This is a genomic window from Leifsonia sp. AG29 (genome assembly GCF_009765225.1).
Classification (GTDB): domain Bacteria; phylum Actinomycetota; class Actinomycetes; order Actinomycetales; family Microbacteriaceae; genus Leifsonia.
In genome coordinates this window covers 620,603-642,100 of record NZ_VMSF01000001.1, presented here as the reverse complement: position 1 = coordinate 642,100, position 21,498 = coordinate 620,603, and the positions used below count along the sequence as shown (strand labels likewise).

At 70.5% G+C, this 21,498-nt stretch carries 18 protein-coding genes, 1 tRNA gene and 1 other RNA gene; 7 read left to right on the top strand and 13 right to left on the bottom strand.

All coding sequences use genetic code 11. The annotated features are described in order from the left end of the window. Positions 1-28: 28 nt before the first annotated feature. The 5 genes from FPT20_RS03200 to ffs form a co-directional block, all read right to left on the bottom strand. A complete protein-coding gene (locus FPT20_RS03200) occupies positions 29-1,372 on the bottom strand; it encodes an acyl-CoA thioesterase/BAAT N-terminal domain-containing protein (RefSeq protein ID WP_158862492.1) in 1,344 nt (447 codons plus the stop codon). Between the two features lie 25 nt (positions 1,373-1,397). Beyond that, complete coding sequence (locus FPT20_RS03195) at positions 1,398-2,600, bottom strand: acetate/propionate family kinase (protein WP_158862491.1); 1,203 nt, start codon at positions 2,598-2,600, stop codon at positions 1,398-1,400. Continuing rightward, positions 2,597-4,732: a phosphate acetyltransferase gene (gene pta, locus FPT20_RS03190; RefSeq protein WP_158862490.1), complete on the bottom strand. Its 2,136-nt coding sequence runs from the start codon at positions 4,730-4,732 to the stop codon at positions 2,597-2,599. Before pta ends, FPT20_RS03195 begins: the two co-directional genes overlap by 4 nt. A 2-nt stretch (positions 4,733-4,734) precedes the next feature. Continuing rightward, positions 4,735-6,117, bottom strand: a complete 1,383-nt coding sequence (locus tag FPT20_RS03185; RefSeq protein ID WP_158862489.1) for a DUF1254 domain-containing protein — start codon at positions 6,115-6,117, stop codon at positions 4,735-4,737. Positions 6,118-6,226: 109 nt separating this feature from the next. Then, positions 6,227-6,323, bottom strand: an RNA gene (gene ffs, locus FPT20_RS03180) — signal recognition particle sRNA small type. Between the two features lie 99 nt (positions 6,324-6,422). On the opposite strand from ffs, the gene FPT20_RS03175 reads away from it, so the two are divergent. After that, positions 6,423-6,510: transfer RNA gene (locus FPT20_RS03175), tRNA-Ser, on the top strand. A gap of 75 nt (positions 6,511-6,585) precedes the next feature. Here the strand turns inward: FPT20_RS03175 and FPT20_RS03170 are convergent. Continuing rightward, on the bottom strand, positions 6,586-7,530 hold the full coding sequence (locus FPT20_RS03170; RefSeq protein WP_158862488.1) for an SDR family NAD(P)-dependent oxidoreductase: 945 nt from the start codon (positions 7,528-7,530) through the stop codon (positions 6,586-6,588). 113 nt (positions 7,531-7,643) lie between these two features. Here FPT20_RS03170 and FPT20_RS03165 point away from each other — a divergent pair, with 113 nt between their 5' ends. Further along, entirely contained in the window at positions 7,644-8,207 is a 564-nt protein-coding gene (locus FPT20_RS03165) for a TetR/AcrR family transcriptional regulator (protein WP_158862487.1), read from the top strand. Positions 8,208-8,294: 87 nt separating this feature from the next. Here the strand turns inward: FPT20_RS03165 and FPT20_RS03160 are convergent, their stop codons facing one another. After that, entirely contained in the window at positions 8,295-8,543 is a 249-nt protein-coding gene (locus FPT20_RS03160; protein ID WP_158862485.1) for a hypothetical protein, read from the bottom strand. A 178-nt stretch (positions 8,544-8,721) separates the two neighbouring features. On the opposite strand from FPT20_RS03160, the gene FPT20_RS03155 reads away from it, so the two are divergent. From FPT20_RS03155 to FPT20_RS03135, 5 genes are all read left to right on the top strand, one after another. Beyond that, entirely contained in the window at positions 8,722-9,744 is a 1,023-nt protein-coding gene (locus FPT20_RS03155; protein WP_158862483.1) for an MIP/aquaporin family protein, read from the top strand. A gap of 82 nt (positions 9,745-9,826) precedes the next feature. Then, positions 9,827-10,987, top strand: a complete 1,161-nt coding sequence (locus FPT20_RS03150) for a hypothetical protein (RefSeq protein WP_158862481.1) — start codon at positions 9,827-9,829, stop codon at positions 10,985-10,987. A 67-nt stretch (positions 10,988-11,054) separates the two neighbouring features. Continuing rightward, positions 11,055-11,300, top strand: coding sequence for a hypothetical protein (locus FPT20_RS03145; protein ID WP_158862480.1), 246 nt, complete (start codon positions 11,055-11,057; stop codon positions 11,298-11,300). Between the two features lie 163 nt (positions 11,301-11,463). Further along, positions 11,464-11,997, top strand: a complete 534-nt coding sequence (locus FPT20_RS03140) for a hypothetical protein (protein WP_233265369.1) — start codon at positions 11,464-11,466, stop codon at positions 11,995-11,997. Between the two features lie 110 nt (positions 11,998-12,107). After that, entirely contained in the window at positions 12,108-12,908 is an 801-nt protein-coding gene (locus FPT20_RS03135; protein WP_158862478.1) for a thioesterase family protein, read from the top strand. Between the two features lie 182 nt (positions 12,909-13,090). On the opposite strand, the gene FPT20_RS03130 is transcribed toward FPT20_RS03135, so the two are convergent. The 6 genes from FPT20_RS03130 to FPT20_RS03105 form a co-directional block, all read right to left on the bottom strand. Then, a complete protein-coding gene (locus tag FPT20_RS03130) occupies positions 13,091-13,897 on the bottom strand; it encodes a phosphatase PAP2 family protein (protein WP_158862477.1) in 807 nt (268 codons plus the stop codon). 32 nt (positions 13,898-13,929) lie between these two features. Beyond that, positions 13,930-15,195 (bottom strand): multidrug effflux MFS transporter, encoded by a 1,266-nt coding sequence (locus tag FPT20_RS03125; protein WP_158862476.1) that lies wholly within the window; start codon positions 15,193-15,195, stop codon positions 13,930-13,932. 767 nt (positions 15,196-15,962) lie between these two features. Next, on the bottom strand, positions 15,963-17,144 hold the full coding sequence (locus FPT20_RS03120; protein ID WP_158862475.1) for an ROK family transcriptional regulator: 1,182 nt from the start codon (positions 17,142-17,144) through the stop codon (positions 15,963-15,965). Between the two features lie 167 nt (positions 17,145-17,311). Then, positions 17,312-19,576, bottom strand: a complete 2,265-nt coding sequence (gene yicI, locus FPT20_RS03115; protein WP_158862473.1) for an alpha-xylosidase — start codon at positions 19,574-19,576, stop codon at positions 17,312-17,314. Between the two features lie 16 nt (positions 19,577-19,592). Next, entirely contained in the window at positions 19,593-20,489 is an 897-nt protein-coding gene (locus FPT20_RS03110) for a carbohydrate ABC transporter permease (protein ID WP_158862471.1), read from the bottom strand. After that, the gene (locus FPT20_RS03105; RefSeq protein WP_158862469.1) at positions 20,489-21,433 is read right to left on the bottom strand and encodes a carbohydrate ABC transporter permease; all 945 of its coding nucleotides are present in this window, start codon (positions 21,431-21,433) and stop codon (positions 20,489-20,491) included. The genes FPT20_RS03110 and FPT20_RS03105 overlap by 1 nt, the downstream gene beginning before the upstream one ends. Positions 21,434-21,498: the final 65 nt, after the last annotated feature.

Below are 21,498 nucleotides of genomic sequence, written 5' to 3'. Positions count from 1 at the left end.
CGCACTGGCGCGCCCCGACCCGCGGCGCTCACGAGATCGCCGCCCTCAGGATGATCTGGCCGACGGCGTTCCAGAACGCCACCCGGGCCTTCTCGGTCGCCTGCGGCGAGAAGCCCGCCGCGCCTCCCGTGTCGAGCGCGATCGGCAGTCCGGGAGGGACGGACACCGCGTGCCCGGCGACCGCCGCCTCCTGCACGCTGTCGGACGCCCGATGCGCTCGCGTCTCGGCGAGCGCCTCCTGCCACGCGCACGCCGACGGGAGCACCGCGTCGCGCCCGCCGCACGCGAGCACGACCGGGCCCCGCACGACATCGATCGACCGGGCGAAGGCCCGCGACACGGGCTCGGTCGCTCCGTTGCACGGGACCGGGACGCCGCCTTCCCGGATCGGGCTCGCGCCGCCGTCCGGGGAGCACAGCACCACGGGCGTGCCGCCCGCCTCGAACAGCCCGGCGATCCGCGAGGCGAAGTGCGTGGCCGCCCAGACCGCGACGGCGCCGGCCGCGCCCGTCCCGTAGACGAAGACCCGGCGGCTCAGGACGTCCGGGCGCTCCTGCAGCCAGGCGAGCACCGCCTCCACCGTCGAGTCGTCGATCGCGCCCGTCAGCCGGACCCCGTCGCGGGCGCCGGCGAGCGGTACGACGAAGACCGAGGCACCGAACTCGGCGAGCAGCGGTGCGGTGTACGCCGAGGATGCACCGGCCGACGGATCGTCGAACATCACGACCGCGGGGGTGGCGGGCCGCTCGAGGGAGGCGGCGCTCCAGAAGGTGCCGACCGGCCCGTCCTCGTGGGTCTGCGGCGGCAGCATGCCGGGCGCATCCCCCAGGAGGTCTCGCGTGCGGACGGTCCGCGGGTGCAGGTCGGCCGCCAGCCCCTGCAATCGGAAGGTGCGCTCGGCGACCAGCCGGGCGCCGTCCCACGCCGAGAGGGTGAGGGTGACGGTGCTGGTCATCCACTGGCGCACCTGGTCGCTCGGGCTGAGCTGCGGACCGCGGAGCGACCAGAACAGGCCGGCCGAGTCGGGCTGGGCGTAGGGGGCGAGCTGCGGCCGCGCGGTCGCCATGTCGAGGATGCCCGACGCGGGCACCTGGTAGGTCGCCGCCGAACTCCAGACGCCCCGGCTCGTGCTCAGGGATGAGCGCAGCCGGAGCGTCGCTCCGGGCTCGGCGCCGACGAGCTCGAGCGGAACCGGCCACAGCACGGAGCTGTAGCGGATGAGCGGCGGCGTGACGAAGTGAGGGCCCTCGGAGTAGGGCGACGTGCTGCACCCTGCGAGCGCCGCGAGGGCGAGCAGGGAGGCGGCGAGCACGGCGACGAACCGCGCCGCCGGGCCGCCCCGCCGCGCCTGTTCGCCGCTCCGTCGCAGCATCTCGCGCCTCCCGGCCCTGTTCGCCTCAGTCGGCCCGCTCCCGCGCGACCGCCTGGAGCGACTGGCGCGCGATCTCGAGCTCCTCGTTGGTCGGGACGACGAGCACCGTCACGGCGGACCCGTCCGTCGAGATCACCCGGGCCCCGCGATCGGACGCCGCGTTGCGCTCGGGATCGAGCTCGATGCCGAGGAATCCGAGCCCCTCCAGCGTCTCCTCGCGCAGCCTCGCGTCGTTCTCGCCGATACCGGCGGTGAAGACGAGCACGTCGAGACCGCCGAGCAGGGCGGTGTACGCGCCGATGTAGTGCTTCAGCCGGTGGATCGTCGTGTCGAGGGCCAGACGGGCGGCCTCGTCACCGTTCTCGGCGGCCTGGCGCACATCTCTCATGTCGCCTCGGCCGGAGAGACCGAGCAGTCCGCTGCGGCGGTTGAGCAGTTCGTCGAGCTCGTCCGTGCCGAGGTGCGCACGCCGCGCGAGATGCAGGAGCACCGCCGGGTCGAGGTCGCCCGAGCGCGTGCCCATGACGAGCCCCTCGAGCGGTGTCATGCCCATCGACGTCTCCACCGACCGTCCGCCACGGACGGCGCATGCCGACGCCCCGTTGCCCAGATGGAGGACGATCTGGCGCAGCTCCTCGATCGGCCGGCCGAGGAAGCGGGCCGCCGCCTCCGACACGTACTTGTGGGAGGTGCCGTGGAAGCCGTAGCGGCGGACCCGGTGGCGCTCGGCGAGCCCCGCGTCGATCGCGTAGGTGTAGGCCGCCGGTGGCAGCGTCTGGTGGAACGCCGTGTCGAAGACGGCCACGTGCGGGACATCCGGGAACGCGGCCCGGGCGGCGCGGATGCCCTGGAGGTTCGCCGGGTTGTGGAGGGGCGCGAGATCGGAGAGATCCTCGATGTTGATCTCGACGAGGGGTGTCACGACAGTCGGCTCGAAGAACCGCTTGCCGCCGTGCACCACGCGGTGGCCGACGGCGTCGAGCGGGTTCTCGTCGAGGCTCGGGCCGTGCTCGGCGAAGGCGTCCAGCATCGCGCGGAACCCGGCCGTGTGGTCGGGGATCTGCAGGGTGCGCTCGCTGGTGCCGTCCGGTCCGCGATGGGAGGTCCGACCGCTCGCCTCGCCGATCCGCTCGACGAGGCCGGACGCGAGGGACTCCTCCGACTCGCTGTCGATCAGCTGGTACTTGAACGACGACGAGCCGCTGTTGACGACGAGGACGGCGCTCATGACAGCGCCGCCTGGATCGCTGTGATCGCCACCGTGTTGACGATGTCGTCGACGGTCGCTCCGCGGGAGAGGTCGTTGATCGGCTTGCGCAGGCCCTGCAGGATCGGTCCGATCGCGACGGCGCCCGCACTCCGCTGGACCGCCTTGTACGTGTTGTTGCCGGTGTTGAGGTCGGGGAAGATGAACACCGTCGCGCGGCCCGCCACCTCCGACCCCGGCATCTTCGCCGCCGCGACGGCCGCGTCCGCGGCGGCGTCGTACTGGATCGGCCCGTCGACGGCGAGCTGCGGAGCCCGCTCGCGGACGAGTTCGGTGGCCTCGCGGACCTTCACGACGTCGGCGCCGGCGCCCGAGTCGCCGGTCGAGTACGACAGCATCGCGACGCGCGGCTCGATGCCGAACTGCTCGGCGGTCCGTGCGGACGACACCGCGATGTCGGCCAGCTGCTCGGACGTCGGGTCGGGGATGACCGCGCAGTCGCCGTAGACGAGCACCTTGTCGGCCAGCGCCATGAGGAACACGCTCGACACGACCGAGACGCCCGGCCGGGTCTTGATGATCTCGAACGCCGGCCTGATCGTGTGCGCGGTGGTGTGCGCGGCGCCGGAGACCATGCCGTCGGCGAGACCGAGGTGGACCATCATCGTGCCGAAGTAGGAGGAGTCGGTCACCGTGTCGGCGGCCTGGTCGACGGTGATGCCCTTGTGGGCGCGCAGCCGCGCGTACTCCTCCGCGAAGCGCAGCCGGAGGACGTCGTCGAACGGGCTCAGGACCTCGGCCGCCGAGATGTCGAGGCCCAGCTCGATCGCCCGGGAGCGCACCTCGAACGGCTCGCCGAGGATCGTCAGCCGGGCCACGCGGCGCGCGAGGAGGGTGTGAGCGGCCCGGAGGATGCGGTCGTCCTCGCCCTCCGGGAGCACGATGTGCTTGTCCGCCCGGCGCGCCCGCTCGATGAGGTCGTACTCGAACATCAGCGGCGTGACCACGTTGTGCCGCGTCACATCGAGGCGCGCGAGCAGGGCGGCGGCGTCGACGTGACGCTCGAACAGCGCCAGCGCGGTGTCGTACTTGCGCTGCGAGTCGGCGGCGAGCCTCCCCCGGGCGTGCGTGATGCGGAGCACGGTCTCGTAGGTGTCGAGCGTGGTGCGGCCGATCGGCAGCGGCGACCGCAGCCCCGCGAGGAGGCGTTCGATCGGCTCCGGCAGGTCGAACCCGCCGTTCAGCACGATGCCGGCGATGGAGGGGAACGTGCCCGAGGCGTTGGCCATGAGGACGGCGAGCAGCACCTCCGTGCGGTCGCCGGGCACGACGACGACGGACCCCTCGATCAGCCGGGGGAGGACGTTGTTCATCGACATCCCGGCGACGACCACCCCGAGCGCCTCGCGGGCGAGGAGGGCCTCGTCGCCCGCCACCAGGGTCGCGTCGGTCGCCTCCATGATGGAGCGGATGCTGGGAGCGACGAGGAAGAGGTCCTCCGGGATCGCCCACACGGGAGGCCGGTCGGGCGTGCCAGCCGCAGCCGCCGCCGCGCCGATCACGGAGCCGACGGCCGCGACGATCTCGTCGAGCCGGTCGGCGTCGGCCCGGTTGGCGACCACGCCGAGCAGGCTCACGTGCTCGGCCTTGAGCTCGGTCACCGCGAGCTCGGCGAGCTGGCGCAGCTCCTCCGGAGAGCGCGGGTCGGCCTGACCGAGCCGCTCGCCGTAGCCCTGGCCGACCCGGCCGCCGAGAACGAGGAGCACCGGGGCTCCGAGGTTCGCCGCGATGCGCGCGTTGTAGCCGAGCTCGGTCGGGCTGCCGACGTCGGTGTAATCCGAGCCGAGGATGACGACCGTGTCGCAGCGCGCCTCCACCTCGCGGAACCGCCGCACGATCTCGCCCAGGGCGGCCTCGGCGTCGGTGTGGACGTCCTCGTAGGTGACGCCGAGGGCGTCGTCGTACGAGAGGTCGGCCGTCACGCGCTGGAGGAGCAGTTCGAGCACGTAGTCGCGCTCGACGATCGATCGGGAGATCGGCCGGAAGACGCCCACTCGGCCGACGGAATGGCGCAGTGCCTCGAGCACACCGAGAGCGACCGTCGACTTGCCGGTGTGCCCCTCCGCCGAGGTGATGTAGAGCGAGCGCGCCACCCTCAGGCCGTCCTCTCGCTCGCGTCGACGCGTTCGATCGCCGGGAGGCGGTACTCGCCCGAGAGCACGTCGGCGCCGGGGAGGTACATCCGCAGCAGCGGGCGGAACGGACCCGCGGGTGCCGGCAGCCAGTTCGCCGCGGCCTTCGGGTCGGCCGGTCGGGTCGCGCTCATCGTGATCGTCAGTCCTCCGTCGTCGTCGTGCACGAGGCCCGGCGTGCGGTCGCCGAGCGAGTAGCGGTCGAGCTCGTTGCGGACCAGGTAGTAGTCCGGAAGGTCGTACATGGTCAGCGACCAGAAGGCGCCGACCGGCGGCGTCGGGCTGAGCCGGAGCCGGTATTCGTTCGCGCCGTCGAGCGCCCGGCCGTCGGCGTCGACGTACGTCGACGCGTACGCCGCCTCGTAGCCGTGGTTGCCCCACAGACCACCGAGCGCCGCCGCGGCGCGGTTCGCGTACCGCGTGCTCGTGTCGGTCATCATCCAGGCGTCGTCGCGGAGGGTGCCCACCTCGAAGAAGTCGACGTTGTAGTCGAAGGCGTGGAGGTTGAGCTGCCAGCCGTCGACGGCGGCACCCGCGCGCAGGGCCGCCTCCAGCGCCTCGTTGCCGACCGCGTACCCGGCCTCGAGCGCCGCCTGCGTGGCAGCGGGCAACTCGGAGACGGGCACATCGCCGGTGAGCCCGAGCGGCTCGTACGATTCGAGCGCCGCCGTGTCGTGGGGCGCGGCAGGAAAGGCCCGCGACCACACGCGGAGGCGCTCGAAGAAGGTCAGCGCGTCGCTCGGTCCCTGCGGCACGGCGGGTACGCCCTCCGGTGCAGCGAAGGTCTCCCGGGTCGGAGTCAGCGTCAGGGCGTCCTGCAGCGCACGGACGGCGGGCAGGTCGGCCGCGCCGTCGACGGCCCAGCGGCCGACGATGGAGCCGATCCGCGTGGGGAAACGGATGAGCGTCGTGTCAGCGGGCGCCTCCCCCTGCCAGTCCGGCGGGACGAGGAGGAACTCCCCCGCGCCGTTCCCGGTGGCACGTGTCCCGACGTAGGCGAAGTTCTCCGTCCAGGCGTCGACGAACTGGAGGACGCGGTAGCGGTCGCCCGAATCCGGGATGCGGAGCAGCAGCGGGCCGGTGCCCAGGTCGATCTGCGCGATCGAATAGACGGTGTCGTTGTTGATGGAGACGAAGGTGTCGTCGGGACCCGCCAGCGAACGGGCGTGACCGAAGGCGTTGAACGGCGTCGCCGGCGTGCTGCCGATCCCCTCGCGGACGAACCGGTCGACCTGCTCCAGGTCGAACACCAGCGGGAAGCCGACGACGAACGCCTCCGATGCCAGGACGGCCTCGTCACTGGTCGTGCCGGTGGCCGGCGGCTGAGTGATCCCCTGCTCGGTCATGTGCACCTCGAACTCGTCGGAATCCTTATTCTACAAACCGTAGAAGGACGGGGTCGCTGTCCACACTCTACGCGGCGCCGGTGACACGAAGGAGAATCGCAGAAGAAACGAAAAAGACCCCCCACGCACCCGCCAGAGCCCGGTTACCCTTGCTGCGTTTCCGCCCTGGGGGAGTTGGCCTGGATGGCGCCACGTGGGGAGCCGGGTACCAGTCTAGCGGGTGCGGCTGGGAGGCCGTGCACACGGGCCCCGCCGGCGTCCGGTAAGATATTCGGAGCCGTCGCCCGCGAGGTGATGGCGACCCAGGAGAATTCGCCTAGTGGCCTATGGCGCACGCTTGGAAAGCGTGTTGGGTGCAAGCCCTCGGGGGTTCGAATCCCCCATTCTCCGCCAGTGTCGTAGATGGCAAAGGCCCCGAGATCCGCGTAATTACGCGGAAGCCGGGGCCTTCGATCTTCGCCCGGGGGCTCAGCCATCGACGCCGGTGTATCGCACCGAGAGCTCCCACAACCGCCTCGCATTGCCCGGGTCGAGGGCGTAGTCGGCCACTCCACGCCGCACTCCCGGAGTGAACGGCTCCGCCTGCTGCGCATCCTCGAAGTAGAGGCCGGTCACACCCTCCACGAGTGGCGACGCGGCCAAGAGGACCGAGGTCGCCGCTCCCTGCTCGACGGTCTTCACGGACACACCCGTGGTGCCCGAGGGGTCGAAGGAGGCGGGCGGGGCCTGGATGTGCCGGCCCAGTCCCGTGCCCCAGATGCGCCCCGGATTGAGGGCGTTGACCGCGATCTCATCCTCGGCCCAGCGCCGGCTCGCCTCGACCGCGAACAGGATGTTGGCGGTCTTCGACTGCGCATAGGCGAGCCACGGGTCGTACGGTTCCGAGGTGAAGTCCGGATCGTCGAAGCGAACCGGTCCGTTGACATGACCGACGGAGCTGACGACGACCACCCGGGCCCCGTGCGCCGCCTTCAGGGCCTCGAAGAGCCGGACCGTGAGCGCGAAGTGGCCGAGGTGGTTGGTCGCGAACTGCAGCTCGCGCCCCTGCGGCGTCCGCTGCTCCGGCGTCGCCATGATCCCGGCATTGTTCACGAGGATGTGCAGAGGACCCGTCCATGCGCTCGCGAACCTCGCCACGGAGTCGAGATCTGCGAGGTCCATGACCGCGGGATGAACGAGCTCGTTGCCCGTCTCGGCCGCGATCCTTTCCGCTGCTTCGCTCGCGGCATCGGGACGTCGAGCGGCGATCGTCACCTCTGCGCCGGCCGATGCCAGCGCACGGGCGGTCTCGTAGCCCAGTCCCGCGGCGCCGCCCGTCACGATCGCCCTGCGGCGCGTCAGATCCACCCCGGCGATGACCTCCTCGGCGGTCGATCGGGCCCCGAACGGTGTCGTCACTCGCTGCTGAACCATGATGTCGATTCCCTCTTCCCTGGCGCCATGACCGGCGTCGCCTGCTATAAACGGATTCGGGTCCGTTTATGTTCCAACCTAAGCGGAGCCAAGTCCGTTTAGCAAGGAGGATCATGCCCCGGCGATTGCGCTCAGACGCTCAGGCCAATCAAGAGCGCCTGCTCGAGGTGGCGGCCGCCGCCTTCGCGGCAGACGGACCGGAGGCCTCCCTCAAGGCGATCGCCGGCGAGGCCGGGGTCGGCATCGGCACGCTGTACCGCCGCTTCCCCACCCGGGAGGACCTGATCGAGGCCGTGTACCGGACGGAGACGGATCGCCTGGCGGCCGCCGCGGCCGAGCTCCTCGAGGATCGCGAGCCGACCGCGGCCCTGCGCGAGTGGATGGAGGCCTTCGTCGACTACATGCTCACGAAGCAGGGGATGTCGGATGCGCTGCCCGCCATCCTGGCAGCCCACGACGGTCTTCGCGCCCACAGCAGGGAGGCGCTCGAGGGAGCGGTCGCGACCCTCATCGACACCGGCCGCGCGACCGGCGGCCTGCGTCCCGACGTCGACTCGTCGGACGTCCTGATGGCTCTCGGCGGGATCGCGATGGTGACCCGTCACGAGGATCAGCGCGAGCTGGCCAGCCGCCTGATCGAGCTGCTCATCGACGGGCTCGTGGCGGCTCGGCGCTGAGGCGCGCACCGGCCGGCCCCTCGCAGTTGCCCGACGCGGAGGAGGTACGACCGCGCGGACGCGTGACGGGGCCGACCGGGGCGAGGATCACCTTCTCGCGTCGCGCGACGACTCGTGCTCGGCCTTGGGATAGTTGCCGCTGCGCTGGTGGGTGCTGCGGACCAGCGGCTTGGAGCCTTCTCGTTCGGCACCGACGTAGGTGCCGGCGACGTCGGGCTCGGGACCCGCCCCCTCGCGCTCCGTGTACTGCCCGTGCACGTTCCTCGGTTCGGCGATCTCGGGCTCTCGCTGGGTGTAGCGCCCTTCGACAGCGTCACGTCCGATCGGATCGGTCATGATCACCGCCTCCTTCAATTGCGATAAAGCAATTGTCCCACCATCGCACACAATTGTGACCGGACGATTCCCCGATAAATAGATGAATATTCACAATCCCTTGCACTGACGCAAGCACTGCGGGACACTGGTCGTACGACGACGCAGCGGTGCGCCGCGCCTCTCAGGGAGGTGTGCGATGACAGAAGACTCGATCCCTGTCCTCATCCGAGGCTGGGGTCTGAAACGCCGGGGCGGCCTGTGGGGCGAGTGCCTCGCGGAGTTCCTCGGCACCCTGGTTCTGATCGCGTTCGGCGACGGCGTGGTCGCGATGGCGGTGGCCGCCCTTCCCGGATCAGGGCGCACGGCAGGCCCGACGACCTTCTTCCTGGGCACCGGGGACTGGCTCCTGATCACTTGGGGCTGGGCCATGGCGGTGGTGTTCGGCGTGTACGTCGCCGGCGGCGTCAGCGGCGCCCACCTCAATCCCGCGGTCACCCTCGCGTTCGCGTTCCGGCGAGGATTCGCCTGGGTGAAGGTGCTCCCGTACATGCTCTCGCAGCTGCTGGGGGCCTTCGTCGGTGCGGCGCTCGTGCTCGGCGTCTATGCCGCGGCGATCGGCGCCTTCGACGCGGCCAGCAAGCCGCCCAAGGTCAACGGGCACACCCTCGCCTCCTTCTCGATCTTCGCGACCTTCCCCGCGCCCTACTTCGACGGCAACATGTGGGGACCGCTCCTCGACCAGATCGTGGGCACGATGTTCCTCGTGCTGCTGATCGTGGCCGTCATCGATCTGCGCAACACGGCCGTGCAGGCGAACCTCGGTCCGCTGATCATCGGGTTCGCCGTGGCGGCGATCGGCATGTCCTACGGGGCGAACGCCGGGTACGCCATCAACCCGGCCCGCGACCTCGGCCCGCGCCTGCTCGCCTGGGTGGCGGGATGGGGGAACCTCGCTGTCCCCGGAGACGGGCCGTGGTTCGCGTGGTACATGTGGGTGCCGATCGTCGGTCCGCTGATCGGCGGGGTGATCGGCGTCGTCGTGTACGACCTGTTCATCGGCGACATCCTGCACGCGCGCTTGCTGCGGAACGGCCCGGCCCCGGTCGAGCCTCCGGAGGCGCCGAGCCGCCCTCCGGGGCCCGACACGACCGAGCCGCGTCCGATGGAGGAAGGAACCACGGCAGGGGCTCGCCCGCGCGGCAGGGACCAACGACCCTAGCCCCGGAGACCCCGCGCCCTCATCCTGGTGAGGCGGTCGTTCCGCGCGACCGGTGTGTGCTCGAGTCCAGGGGGTCGCTGACATGAGCGTTCGATCGAGAACGGTACGGCTGTTCGCTGCGGCGGCATTGGCGGGGTTCGCCATCCTCGGAACGGGAGGTGCGGCCCTCCCCTCGAGCGCCGGCGCCGCCGTGAACGGGGCCTCCGGCCCGCACTTCTACGCGGGCGCGACGGTCGACGTCTCCGGTCCCGTCGACGGCGACGTCTACGCCGCCGGGCAGACGGTGACCGTGAGCGGCGACGTGACGGGCGACGTCATCGCGGCCGGCCAGACGATCATCATCAGCGGCAAGGTCGACGGCAACGTCCGCCTCGCGGGCCAGACCGTCTCGATCACCGGCGATGTGGCGCGCAGCGGGACGATCTTCGCCTCCACGGTCGACGTCGCCGACCAGGGCACCGTGGGGACGGACATCGTCGCGACGGGGACATCGATCCGGATCGCCGGCAACGTCGGTCGCGACCTGCTCGTCAGCGCCACCGACCTGACGATCGACGGCTCGGTCGGCGGCGACGTCACCTACACCAGCGCGAACACCGCGCACATCTCCAACGGCGCGGTCAGCGGCACCGTGCAGCACGTCGAGCCTCAGACGCGGCCGGCGCCCCAGATCTCGCCCTGGGCGGGCGTGCTCGCCTGGTTCCTCGGCGCCCTCTACGCGCTGATCGCGCTGAGCATCGTCACGGTCGCGGCGGGCCTGCTCATTCCGCGGACCCTGGACCGGGTGACCGACCGGTTGATGCCGTCGCCGTGGCGGGCGCTGCTCGTCGGCTTCGTGGCGGCCATCGCCATGCCGTTCGCCCTGCTCTTCCTGCTCGTGACGGTGATCGGCGCCCCGCTCGCTCTGGCCGGAATCCTCATCTGGACCGTTCTGACCCTCGCCACCTTCGTCTTCGGCGCGCATTACCTCGGGCGGCTGATCCTCCGCGGTTCCCATCACCCGGTGCTGACCTCGTTCGTCGGCGGTGTGATCCTGATCGTGGGCCTGCAGATCCCGATCCTGAACGTGCTCGTCTGGATCGCGATGGTGCTCTTCGGGCTGGGGGCGGAGCTGCTCGAGCTGTACCGGCAACGGCCGTGGGGAGGCGCCCGGATGGTGGGCCCGGCGCAACCCGTCGTGGCGGCGCCGACCGCGCCTCCCGCGCCCACGGAGCCCGTGCAGCCGGTCCAGCCTCCGGTGTGACCTCGCGGCCCTCGGTCTTCCGCGAGTGCGCTGCGCGCGGCAGAGTTGGCTCCGGAGGCGATCGAGCATGACGGAATCGACGGAAGAACTGGCGCGCAGACTGTTCGAGTCCGCGCGACGCGAGGAGCAGACCACCGAGCCCCTGAGCGCGATCGGCGACCTCGACGCCGTCCGCGCTGAGATCAGGCGGCTCGCCCGGGAGGCGGGGGTGCAGATCCGCACCGGGATCCTGGAGGAGCGGCTCGTGGTGCTCCGCGCCGATGCGCGCGTCTGGCACGAGGACACCGCCACGATGCGGGCGAAGCTGACCTGAGCGGGGCTCTCGGCCGCAGCCGCTGCTCATCTGCCCTGCGGGGTGTGTATTAAACGAACGTCCGGTCGTCGTGTCCCCCAAAATGCCGCTATCGCGCAGAGGCGTCCATCGGTAAGGCTCGAAGGCGATGGATGGACGACGACCCCTGGGGACGGAGACGGACGTGGCCCGTGAGACGGTCTTGCGACCGCATGCGCACCTCCTCTCGCGCGGAATCGTGGCAGTGCTCGCGCTGACGATGCCGGTGTTCGCCGTCCTCTACTGGCTGGCCGAGCCGAGCGGCGCCTGGCCGGCGGTGCTCGTCGCGCACGTCGTCGTGACCCTCGTCACGATCCTCGCTGTGTACTCCTTCTTCAGCACCACCGTGACGGTCGGTCCCGGCGTTGTCCGCGAGCGGCGCTTCCCCGGGCACGAGGTGGTGACCCACCCGTCGGACGTCTCCTCGGTGACGCTCGTCCACCTTTACGAGGGCAGCACGCTCGACACGCTGCCGCAGCTGTTCGTGACCGGGAAGGACGGACGCAACCGGCTGCGGCTCCGCGGTCAGTTCTGGTCGCCCGAGGCCATGGAGCGGGTGGCGGAGGAGTTCGAGGTGCCCGTCACCCGGCCTGAGGAGTCGATGACGATGAAGCAGCTCCGGCGGTCCTCGCCCCAACTCCTGTCGTGGTTCGAGCGGCTTCCCCGCGTCGGCCGCTGATCGTCCCTCCCCCGTCGGGCCGGCGGCAGGCGCCGGGGCCACCCGTTTTGCCCACCCCGGCGGGCACCGCCTACGCTCGACAACGGACGAGACCTGAAGGCGGGGACCGAGTGACCGACGACGCGCAGCCGAGCTACTTCCGGAGGATCGGCGACGGCGTGTACGCGCCGACCGAGCACGTCGGAGGGGCGTGGGACCCGGGCGACCAGCACATGAGCCCGCTGGGCGGCCTGATCGTTCACGAGCTGGAGCTCTCGCGCATCGGACGGCCTCCGATGACCATCGGACGCGTGTCCTTCGACATCCTCGGCCGCATCGCGAGCGAGGACACCACGATCCGGGTGCGCACCCTCCGGCCCGGCCGCACCATCGAGCTCGTGGAGGCGGTGGCCACCATCGCGGGCCGCGATGTCGTGTCCGCGCGCGCGTGGCTGCTCGCCGACGAGGAGACGGATGTGATCGCGGGGACCGACTGGGAGCCCCTGCCTGCGCCGGACAGCCTCCCGCGCCGGGCGATCGAGGAGCACTGGGGCGGCGGCTACATCCGGTCGGTCGACATCCGGGAGGCGCGCCCCTACCGGCCCGGACGTGCCGCCGCGTGGATCACGACCGACGTCGCCCTGGTGGCCGGCGAGGAGGCGGGACCGCTCGCCTCCTTCATCAAGCTCATCGACACGGCGAACGGGATCGCCGTGCGTGCGCACCCGCAGACGCTCATGTTCCCGAACGTCGACCTCACGGTGCACCTGTTCCGGAAGCCCGCCGGCCGGTGGGTCGGGCTCGACACCACGGTGTCGTTCGGGCCGACCGGGCAAGGGCTCACGAGCTCGATCCTCCACGACGCGGACGGACCGGTCGGGACCGTGGAGCAGATGCTGACGGTGCGGCCCCTCCCCGGCGGCGCGGGCTGAGGAGGCCGCGGGCCGCGGCCGCGGGTTGGTGGCGGGGAGGGAGGAGAAGCGGCGCGACACGCCGGGGTTGCGCGGCCCAGGGAGGGAACAAGTGGCGTGGCGGAGCGGAAGTTCCTCCGTTACGCGCGGCCTCGCTAGCGCGGCCTCGTGAAGTGGCGCGCGCGGATCGCGCGACCGGCGCGTCAGCGGGAAGCGCGCTCCGCTCGCGCGCGCTGCGAAAGGAAGAACGGATGCGGTTGCCGTCGCTCCTTGGCGAGACGGTACGCGAGGGGCGCCCAGACGATCACGGCGACACCCGCGCCGAGCAGCAGCCCCCCGATCGTGTCGCTCAGCCAGTGGGCGCCGAGGTAGGTGCGGCTGATCGCCATGAGGACGGCCCAGACGGCACCCGCGCACCACACCCACACGCGCGGGAACAGGATGCCGAGGACGACCACCATCGTCGCGGCATTGGCCGTATGCCCGGACGGGAATGAACCGGTGTCGACGTGGACCAGGATCGTGGTCGGGCGCGACCGGTCGACGATGTTCTTCAGGATCTGCACGCAGATTCCGGAGAGCGCGCTCGCCACGGCGAAGTACACCGCCCCCCAGGGCCGACGGAAGGCGAGCAGGAGCAGGAAGATCAGCACGGGGATGATCACCGACCCGTAGATGCTGCCGCCCGCATAGTTGAAGAACAGCGCGGGGACGGTCCAGAACGGCGAGCGGTGCTCGATGATCTCGTCCATCCACTGGATGTCGAACGTGAAGGGCTCGTGCGGCCGGAACGCGATGATCGCGCCGACCAGGACCGTCACGAGGATGGCGACCGATGCGGAGACGACCGGCCACACCGTGCTGATCCTGGCCGCCTGGCGGACCGCCTCCTTGTCGTCGGGGGACGGCGGCCTGTCGGGGTCCTCGGCGGACCCGATGCTGCCGGTGTCCGCCGGGTCCTCGGCGGGCGGCGTGCTCTCCGGTCCGGCCGGCTCCTCCCCTGACGTCATGCTGCCACCGTACCCTCGCTTCGGGCGGCGACTCAGTGCGCGAGCTCGGGAACCGTCCGCGGCCGGACGATGAGCCAGAGGGAGGAGATGGAGACGAGCGCGCAGATCGCCATCACCGCCCCCATCGGAGCTGCGCTGCCCACGCCGAGGACGCCCACGATCGGCGAGATGATGCCGGCCGTGCCGAAGTTGAGCGCTCCGAGGAGACTCGCCGCCGTGCCCGCCTCGTGGCCGTGGCCGTTGAGCGCGAGCACCTGGACGCACGGGAAGCCGAAGCCGCAGGCCGCGATGAAGAACCACAGCGGGACCGCCGTGCCGAGCAGCCCGGCATGGGCCTGATCGAGCACCACGATGAGCACGGAGGAGAGGAACATCACGACGGTCGAGCCCGCGAGGATCCACTGCGGGCCGATGTACTTCGTCAGCCGCGCCGCGCTCTGCACGCCGATGATGATGCCGATCGAGTTCACGGCGAAGAGGAGGCCGTACTGCTGTGCGTTGAAGCGGTAGATCTCCTGGAAGATGAACGAGCTCGACGACAGGTACGAGAACAGGCCGGTGAAGTTCGCGGCCCCCACGATCGCGATGCCCACGAACACGCGGTCGGAGAGCACCGCCCGGTAGCGCTGCCCGACCGTCGCGTGCCCGCTGTCGTGCCGGCGCTCCTTCGGGAGCGTCTCGCGGATCCAGAGCGCGACGCAGGCGACCACGAACAGGCCGTAGGCGGCCAGCACGACGAAGATCCCGCGCCACGGCATCACGAGCAGGAGGGACGATCCGACGACCGGCGCGAGGACGGGTGCCAGCCCGTTGACCAGCGCCAGGCGGCTGAGCATCCGCACGAGCGGCCGGCCGCCGAAGAGGTCGCGCACCATGGCCATCGCCACGACGCCGCCCGCCGCGGCGCCGATTCCCTGCAGCGTGCGGGCGACGCCGAGGAGCTCGACGTTCGGAGCGACGGAGGCGCACAGGCACGAGACGATGTGCACGCCCGTGGCGATCATGAGCGGGGTCCGCCGGCCGATCTTGTCGGACCACGGCCCCACGAGCAGCTGCCCGAGGCCGAACCCGATCGTCGTGGCGGTCAGGGTGAGCTGGATCGCGGCGGTCGAGACGGCGAAGTCCTGCTGGAGGGTCGGCAGCGCCGGGAGGTAGGTGTCGATGGTGAACGGACCGAGTGCCGTGAGGGCACCCAGGATGAGGATGTACGTCAGGCGCTGGCGACCGGTGAGCGAATCGCCGGGATGCACGACGGTGGTCCCTGTGGTGACGGGGGTGGCGGAAGTGACGGTGGTCACGAATGGGGTCCTTGGCTGTCGGGGAGGCTGGCAGGGAGGGCGGCGCAGCAGGGCGCAAACGACGACACCGCGGTCGTCGCCGCGGTGCTCGTGGATGCCCTCGAATCGATTCGAGGGGAAACTGCTTACTACTCTACAACGAATCGCGTCGGAAATGTGAACGTGAACATTGTTGCTTTTCTTCCCACGAATGCAGAGGGCCCCTCGGCCGCCTCCCGTGCCTCCCGTGCCCTCGCGTGCCTCCCGCGCCTCCCGTGCCTCCCGTGCCTCCCGTGCCCTCGCGTGCCTCCCGTGCCTCCCGTGCCTCCCGTGCCTCCCGAGCCTCCCGTGCCCTCGCGTGCCCTCGCCACATTCGGCACGAATGCAGCGCAACGCCTAACCCGGGCCCACATTCAGCACGAATGCAGTCCGCCTCCACCGAGCAGCGTTGCCGCATTCGGCACGAATGCAGCGCAACGCCTAGCCCGGGCCCACATTCGGCCCGAATGCAGTCCGCCTGCGCCTGCGCCCAGCAGCGTTGCCACATTCGGCACGAATGCAGCGCAACGCCTAGCCCACGCCTACATTCAGCACGAATGCAGTCCGCCTCCGCCTGCGCCCAGCAGCGTTGCCACATTCGGCACGAATGCAGCGCAACGCCTAGCCCACGCCTACATTCAGCACGAATGCAGCGCCGCCTGCGCCCAGCAGCGTTGCCACATTCGGCACGAATGCAGCGCAACGCACCGTCCACGCCCACATTCGGCACGAATGCAGCGGCGTGGGCGTCAGGAGGCGGGCGCCGCGAGCAGCGGGGAGAACGCGAGCTCGGCCGCGCCGATCATCAGGATGTCGGAGCCGAGGGCGGCGCGGACGATGGAGAGACGCTCCGCCGATGCGGCGAGCGCCTGCTCCGCCACCATCGCCGGGAGCCGTTCCGGGGCGAGCGCGTGCAGCGCCCCGAGGAAGCCGCCCAGGACGATGCGCTCCGGATCGAAGACGTTCGTCGCATTGCGGAGGGCGGTGGAGAGGTACCCGAGCTGGCGGTCCACTTCGGCGATGACGGATGCATCGCCGCGGGCGACGGCGGCCGAGAGTGCACGGGCGAGCTCGTCGTTGTCGGCCGCCTCCATCCCCAGCACTCGCAGCAGGGAACGCTGGCTCACCTCGGTCTCGAGACAGCCGATCGCGCCGCAGTGGCAGCGGATACCCGACGAGTTCACCAGCGTGTGCCCGAGCTCGCCCGCGTAGCCGCTGATGCCGGTCAGGGGCTCCCCGCCGACGATCACGCCCGCGCCGATGCCGGAGGCACCGCCGTTGAGATAGACGATGTCGGACGCACCTCGGCCCGCCCCGAACAGGCGTTCGGCGTTCGCGCCGAGGCTGGCGTCGTTCGCCGCGAGCGCCGGGTAGCCCGTGGCTGCGGCGAGCTCCGCGGCGAACGGCTCCTCCGCCCACTCGAGATGCGGGGCCAGGCGGACGACGCCGTCCTCCTCGCGGACCAGCCCCGGAACGGCCACGCCGACGCCGACGACCCGGGTCGCGGCCGCGAGGTCGGGCCGCAATCCGTCGACCACGGCGGCTGCGATGGCCGCCGCCTCCCTCGCCGTCGGGACGTGTCCGGTGGGGTACCGCACGCGCCGGTGAACGCGGGCGTCGAGCCCGACGACGCCGACGGTGACGGCGTCGATCTCCGGGTTCACCGCGATCGCCACGACACGCCCGTTCGCCGCGATGAGCGGCGAGGGCCGGCCGACCCGGTTGCTCGTCTCGGGGTCGCGCTCGACCACGAGACCGAGCTCGACGAGCTCCGCGACCAGCGCGCCGATCGTCGAGCGGTTGAGGCCGGTCTCCTGCGTGAGCACCGAGCGGGCGACGGGGCCGCGGCGGTGGACGATCCCGAGCACGATCGACAGGTTGTGCCTGCGCACCGTGTCGAGGTTGTTCCCCGCCGTCGTCCTGCCGTTCATTCCTCGCAACTGTACCGGTCCCGCGGGCCGGCCTCCCGGCCCGTCCTCGCACCCCCTGACTCGAGGTGCACGCAGATGCTGCCGACACGCCGCACGCGGGCGCACCTGCGAGCACCTCGACGGCACACGGCCGGGAGGCGACGACCTCCGCCGACGGCCACCACCCGTTACCCGATGGAGGCGCGACCGCCCGAGGCGACGACCTCGCGTCCCGTGGCGACGTCCACGAGCCGGAACGGGTACTCCCCCGGGCCGGTCGCCCCCAGCGCGTCACCGGACCGGACAACGGTGTACTCGGCGACCGCGCCCTCGGGCGTCGTCACGGTGACGCTGCGTTCGCCGTCCTCACCGGGATAGACAGCGAGGGTCAGCCCTTCCCGGTAGTCGTGGTCGGGCCGATCCTCCCGGGCGCTGAGCGGCAGGACCGCCCCTTCGCGCACATACAGCGGCAGGCTGTCGAATCCGTGCGACTCGTGGAGCCAGCGTCCGCCCTCGACGACGCGTCCCGAGAAGAACTCGGTCCAGCGGCCGGCCGGGAGGTAGAACGACACCTCCGACGGCGAGAAGACGGGGGCCACGAGCAGGTCGCTGCCGAGCATGTACTGGCGGTCCAGGTACTCGACGGCCGGATCGCCGGGGAACTCCAGCTGTATCGGGCGCATGAGCGGGGTCCCGTGGGCGTGCGCCTCCCCGCCCGCGGCGAACAGGTACGGCATGAGGCGCAGCTTCAGCTTCGTGAAGCGGCGGGTGACCTCCACCGCCTCCTCGTCGAACGCCCACGGCACGCGCACCGAGTCGCTCCCGTGGAGGCGCGAGTGGCTCGAGAGGAGGCCGAACGCCGTCCAGCGCTTGAACACGCCGGGGTCGGGCGTCCCCTCGAAGCCGCCGATGTCATGGCTCCAGAAGCCGAACCCGCTGAAGGCGAGCGACAGCCCGCCGCGCAGGGTCTCCGCCATCGACTCGTAGCTGGAGGTGTTGTCCCCTCCCCAGTGCACCGGGAGGCGCTGCCCGCCGGTGGTCGCGGACCGGGCGAAGAGCACGGCCTCGCCCTCGCCGCGCGCCTCCTCGAGCACCTCGAAGACGGCCTCATTGTAGAGCTGCGTGTAGAGGTTGTGCATGCGCTCCGGCGAGGTGCCGTCGAAGTACTCCACCTCGAGCGGGATCCGCTCGCCGAAGTCGGTCTTGAAGCAGTCGACGCCCTGCGCCACGAGATGCCGGAGCTTCTCCTGGAACCAGCGGGTCGCCTCCGGGTTCGTGAAGTCGACGAGCCCCATGCCCGCCTGCCACATGTCCCACTGCCAGACGTCGCCGTTCGGGCGCTTGACGAGGTAGCCGGCGGCCGCCGCCTCGGCGAACAGCGGCGACCGTTGCCCGATGTACGGGTTCAGCCAGACGCACACGCGGAGGTCCTTGCCGTGGAGGCGCGCGAGCATCCCCTCGGGGTCGGGGAAGGTGCGCGGGTCCCACTCGAAGTCGCACCAGTTGAACTCGCGCATCCAGAAGCAGTCGAAGTGGAACACGCTCAGCGGGAGGTCGCGCTCGGCCATGCCGTCGATGAACGAGTTGACCGTCTCCTCGTCGTAGGAGGTGGTGAAGCTCGTCGACAGCCACAGCCCGTACGACCAGGCCGGGACGGACGCCGGGCGACCGGTCAGTGCGGTGTACCGCTCGAGGATCTGCTTCGGGCTCGGCCCGTAGATGAGGAAGTACTCGAGCGACTCGCCGGCCACCGAGAACTGCACCCGCTCGACCGTCTCGGACCCGACCTCGTAGGAGACGTGGCCGGGGTGGTTCACGAACACGCCATACCCGCGGTTCGTCAGATAGAAGGGGACGTTCTTATAGGCCTGCTCGCTGGAGGTGCCCCCGTCGGCGTTCCACACGTCGACGACCTGGCCGTTCTTCACGAGCGGCCCGAATCTCTCTCCGAGGCCGTAGACGAGCTCGCCGACGCCGAGCGAGAGCTGCTCGTGCACGTAGGGGCCATCGCCCGCTACCGTCAGATAGCCGAGGGATTTGGCCCCGCTCGCGGTGAGCACGCGCTCCTCGCCCGATCCGGGCTCCCCCGCCGAGAACGTCAGCGACCAGGGCGCACCGCGACGGACGGTCGCGGACAGATCACCGCTGCGGAGCATCCCGGACTCGTCGTCGACGCTCACGCTGGCGTGACCGGGCTCGGCCCGCAGTTCGAAGCCGCGTCCCTCCCGGGCGCCCTGCCAGTGGTCGACGCGCACCCGGACCACGTTCGCGAGCGGCGACGACAGGGTGACCGTCAGGGTCGGGCGGTTGAGCGTGTCGCCGCGCCGCTCGATGACCTTGCCGGGCGCGGTGACCGTGAGGGTGCCGTCGCCGGCGCACACGTCGTACGCCTCCTGGGCGTAGACCGGCGTGACGCCGTCGCGGAGCATCCAGAAACCGTCGGTGAACTTCATGCGGGGGTCGTGTCCTTTACTTGACCGCGCCGGCCGTGATGCCGCGGGTCAGGGTGCGCTGGAAGATGAGGAAGAAGACGAGCGTCGGGATGAGGCCGAGCAGCGCCGACGCGGAGGTGGTGGTCACGTCCATGAGGCGGTCGCCCTGCAGCACGCTGATCGCCACGGGCACCGTCTGGTTGTCGTTCGACACGAGGAAGGTGAGCGGGATCAGGAACTCGTTCCAGGTCCAGATGAAGAAGAAGATGAGGAGCACGCTGAGGGTCGGGCGCGAGATCGGCACGACGACGCGCCACAGGATGCGCCACTTGCCCGCGCCGTCGAGCGAAGCCGCCTCGAGCACCTCCTTCGGGAAGGTGCCGTAGACGCTCGACAGCAGATAGGTGCCGAACGCGCTCTGGATCACCGTGAAGATGATGATGACGCTCCACACGTTGTCGTACAGGCCCACCTGCTTGAACATGAAGTACAGCGGGTAGAGCAGCGCCTCCTGCGGGAGCATGTTGGCCAGCAGGAACAGGACGATGATCCAGGTGCGCGCCTTCACCCTCCCGATACCGAGCGCGTAGGCGTTGAGCACCGAGATGACGACCGCGAGGATCGACACCACGCCGGAGATGAAGACCGAGTTCCACAGCTTCTCGGGGAAGTTCACCCGGTTCCAGAAGTTCACGATGCCGTCCGTGTAGAACGACGTCGGCAGCTGGAGGGGGCCGCCCGCGTTGTAGTCCGCCGGGCTCTTGAACGAGTTGATCAGGATGAGCAGGAACGGGAAGGCGATGGCGACGCCGATCACGATCGCGACGGCGAGGATGACGCAGTCGGCGGTCGTCTTGCGCGGCTTCTGCCGGGTGAGCCGGCGCTCCGGAGGGGTGGCCGTGCTCGACTCGGGGCGGGCGATGGTCGTGGACATCAGCGCTCGTTCTCCCTGCGCTCGGCCCGGTTCTGGGCGACGATGAAGAGGATGGAGACGGCGATGATGACGACCGTCAGAGCGGTCGCGATCGTCGCGCCGTAACCCACCTGCTGGCTCTGGAAGAACTCGCTGTACGAGTAGTAGCTCGGCACCATCGTCGCCGTGCCGGGACCGCCGCGGGTCAGCGTGTAGACGGGTCCGAACACTTTGAGCGCCGCGATCGTGCAGGTGAGGGTCACGACGAAGATCTCCGGCCGGATGATCGTGACGGTGATCGACCGGAACCGCTGGAACCAGTTGGCCCCGTCCAATTCGGCCGCCTCGTAGAGCTCGGGGTCGACCCGCTGGAGCGCGGCCATGAAGATGACGACCGGGTAGCCGATCTGCACCCAGACCATCACCGCCATGATCGACGCGAGAGCCGTGTCCGGGCTGCCGAGCCAGTTGTGCTGCAGCTCGCCGAGCCCGACCGCCGCGAGGATCTGGTTGAGCGCGCCGTTGTCGGGCCGGAGGATCCAGCCGATGACGATGGCGGCGATCACCACGGGGAGGATCTGCGGGAGGTAGTAGGTCGCGCGCAGGAAGCTCGCGAGCCTCCCGCCGAACTTCTTGCCGACGAGGTCGAACAGCATCGCCGCGAGGATGAGGCCGACAAGGGTCGGGATGATCACCATCGCGAGGATCATCGCGATCGAGTTGCCGAACGAGGTCCAGAACTTCTCGTCCTGGAACAGGCGCACCCAGTTATGCAGGCCGATGAACTTCGGCGGCCGGATGCCCCGGTAGCTCGTGAAGCTCAGGTAGACGTTCCACACGAGCGGGATCAGGACGATCACCGCCAGCAGCACGAAGCCCGGCAGCAGATACCACCAGAACGAACCGCGCCCGCTCGCCGGCAGCAGCGACTCGCTGCGCCCGCGTTCCTTCACCGCGATACTCATGACTCTCTCCTTGCCCGGCCGCTGCCGTCCCTCCGGCGGGAGGGACGGCAGCGACCGCGACGGGT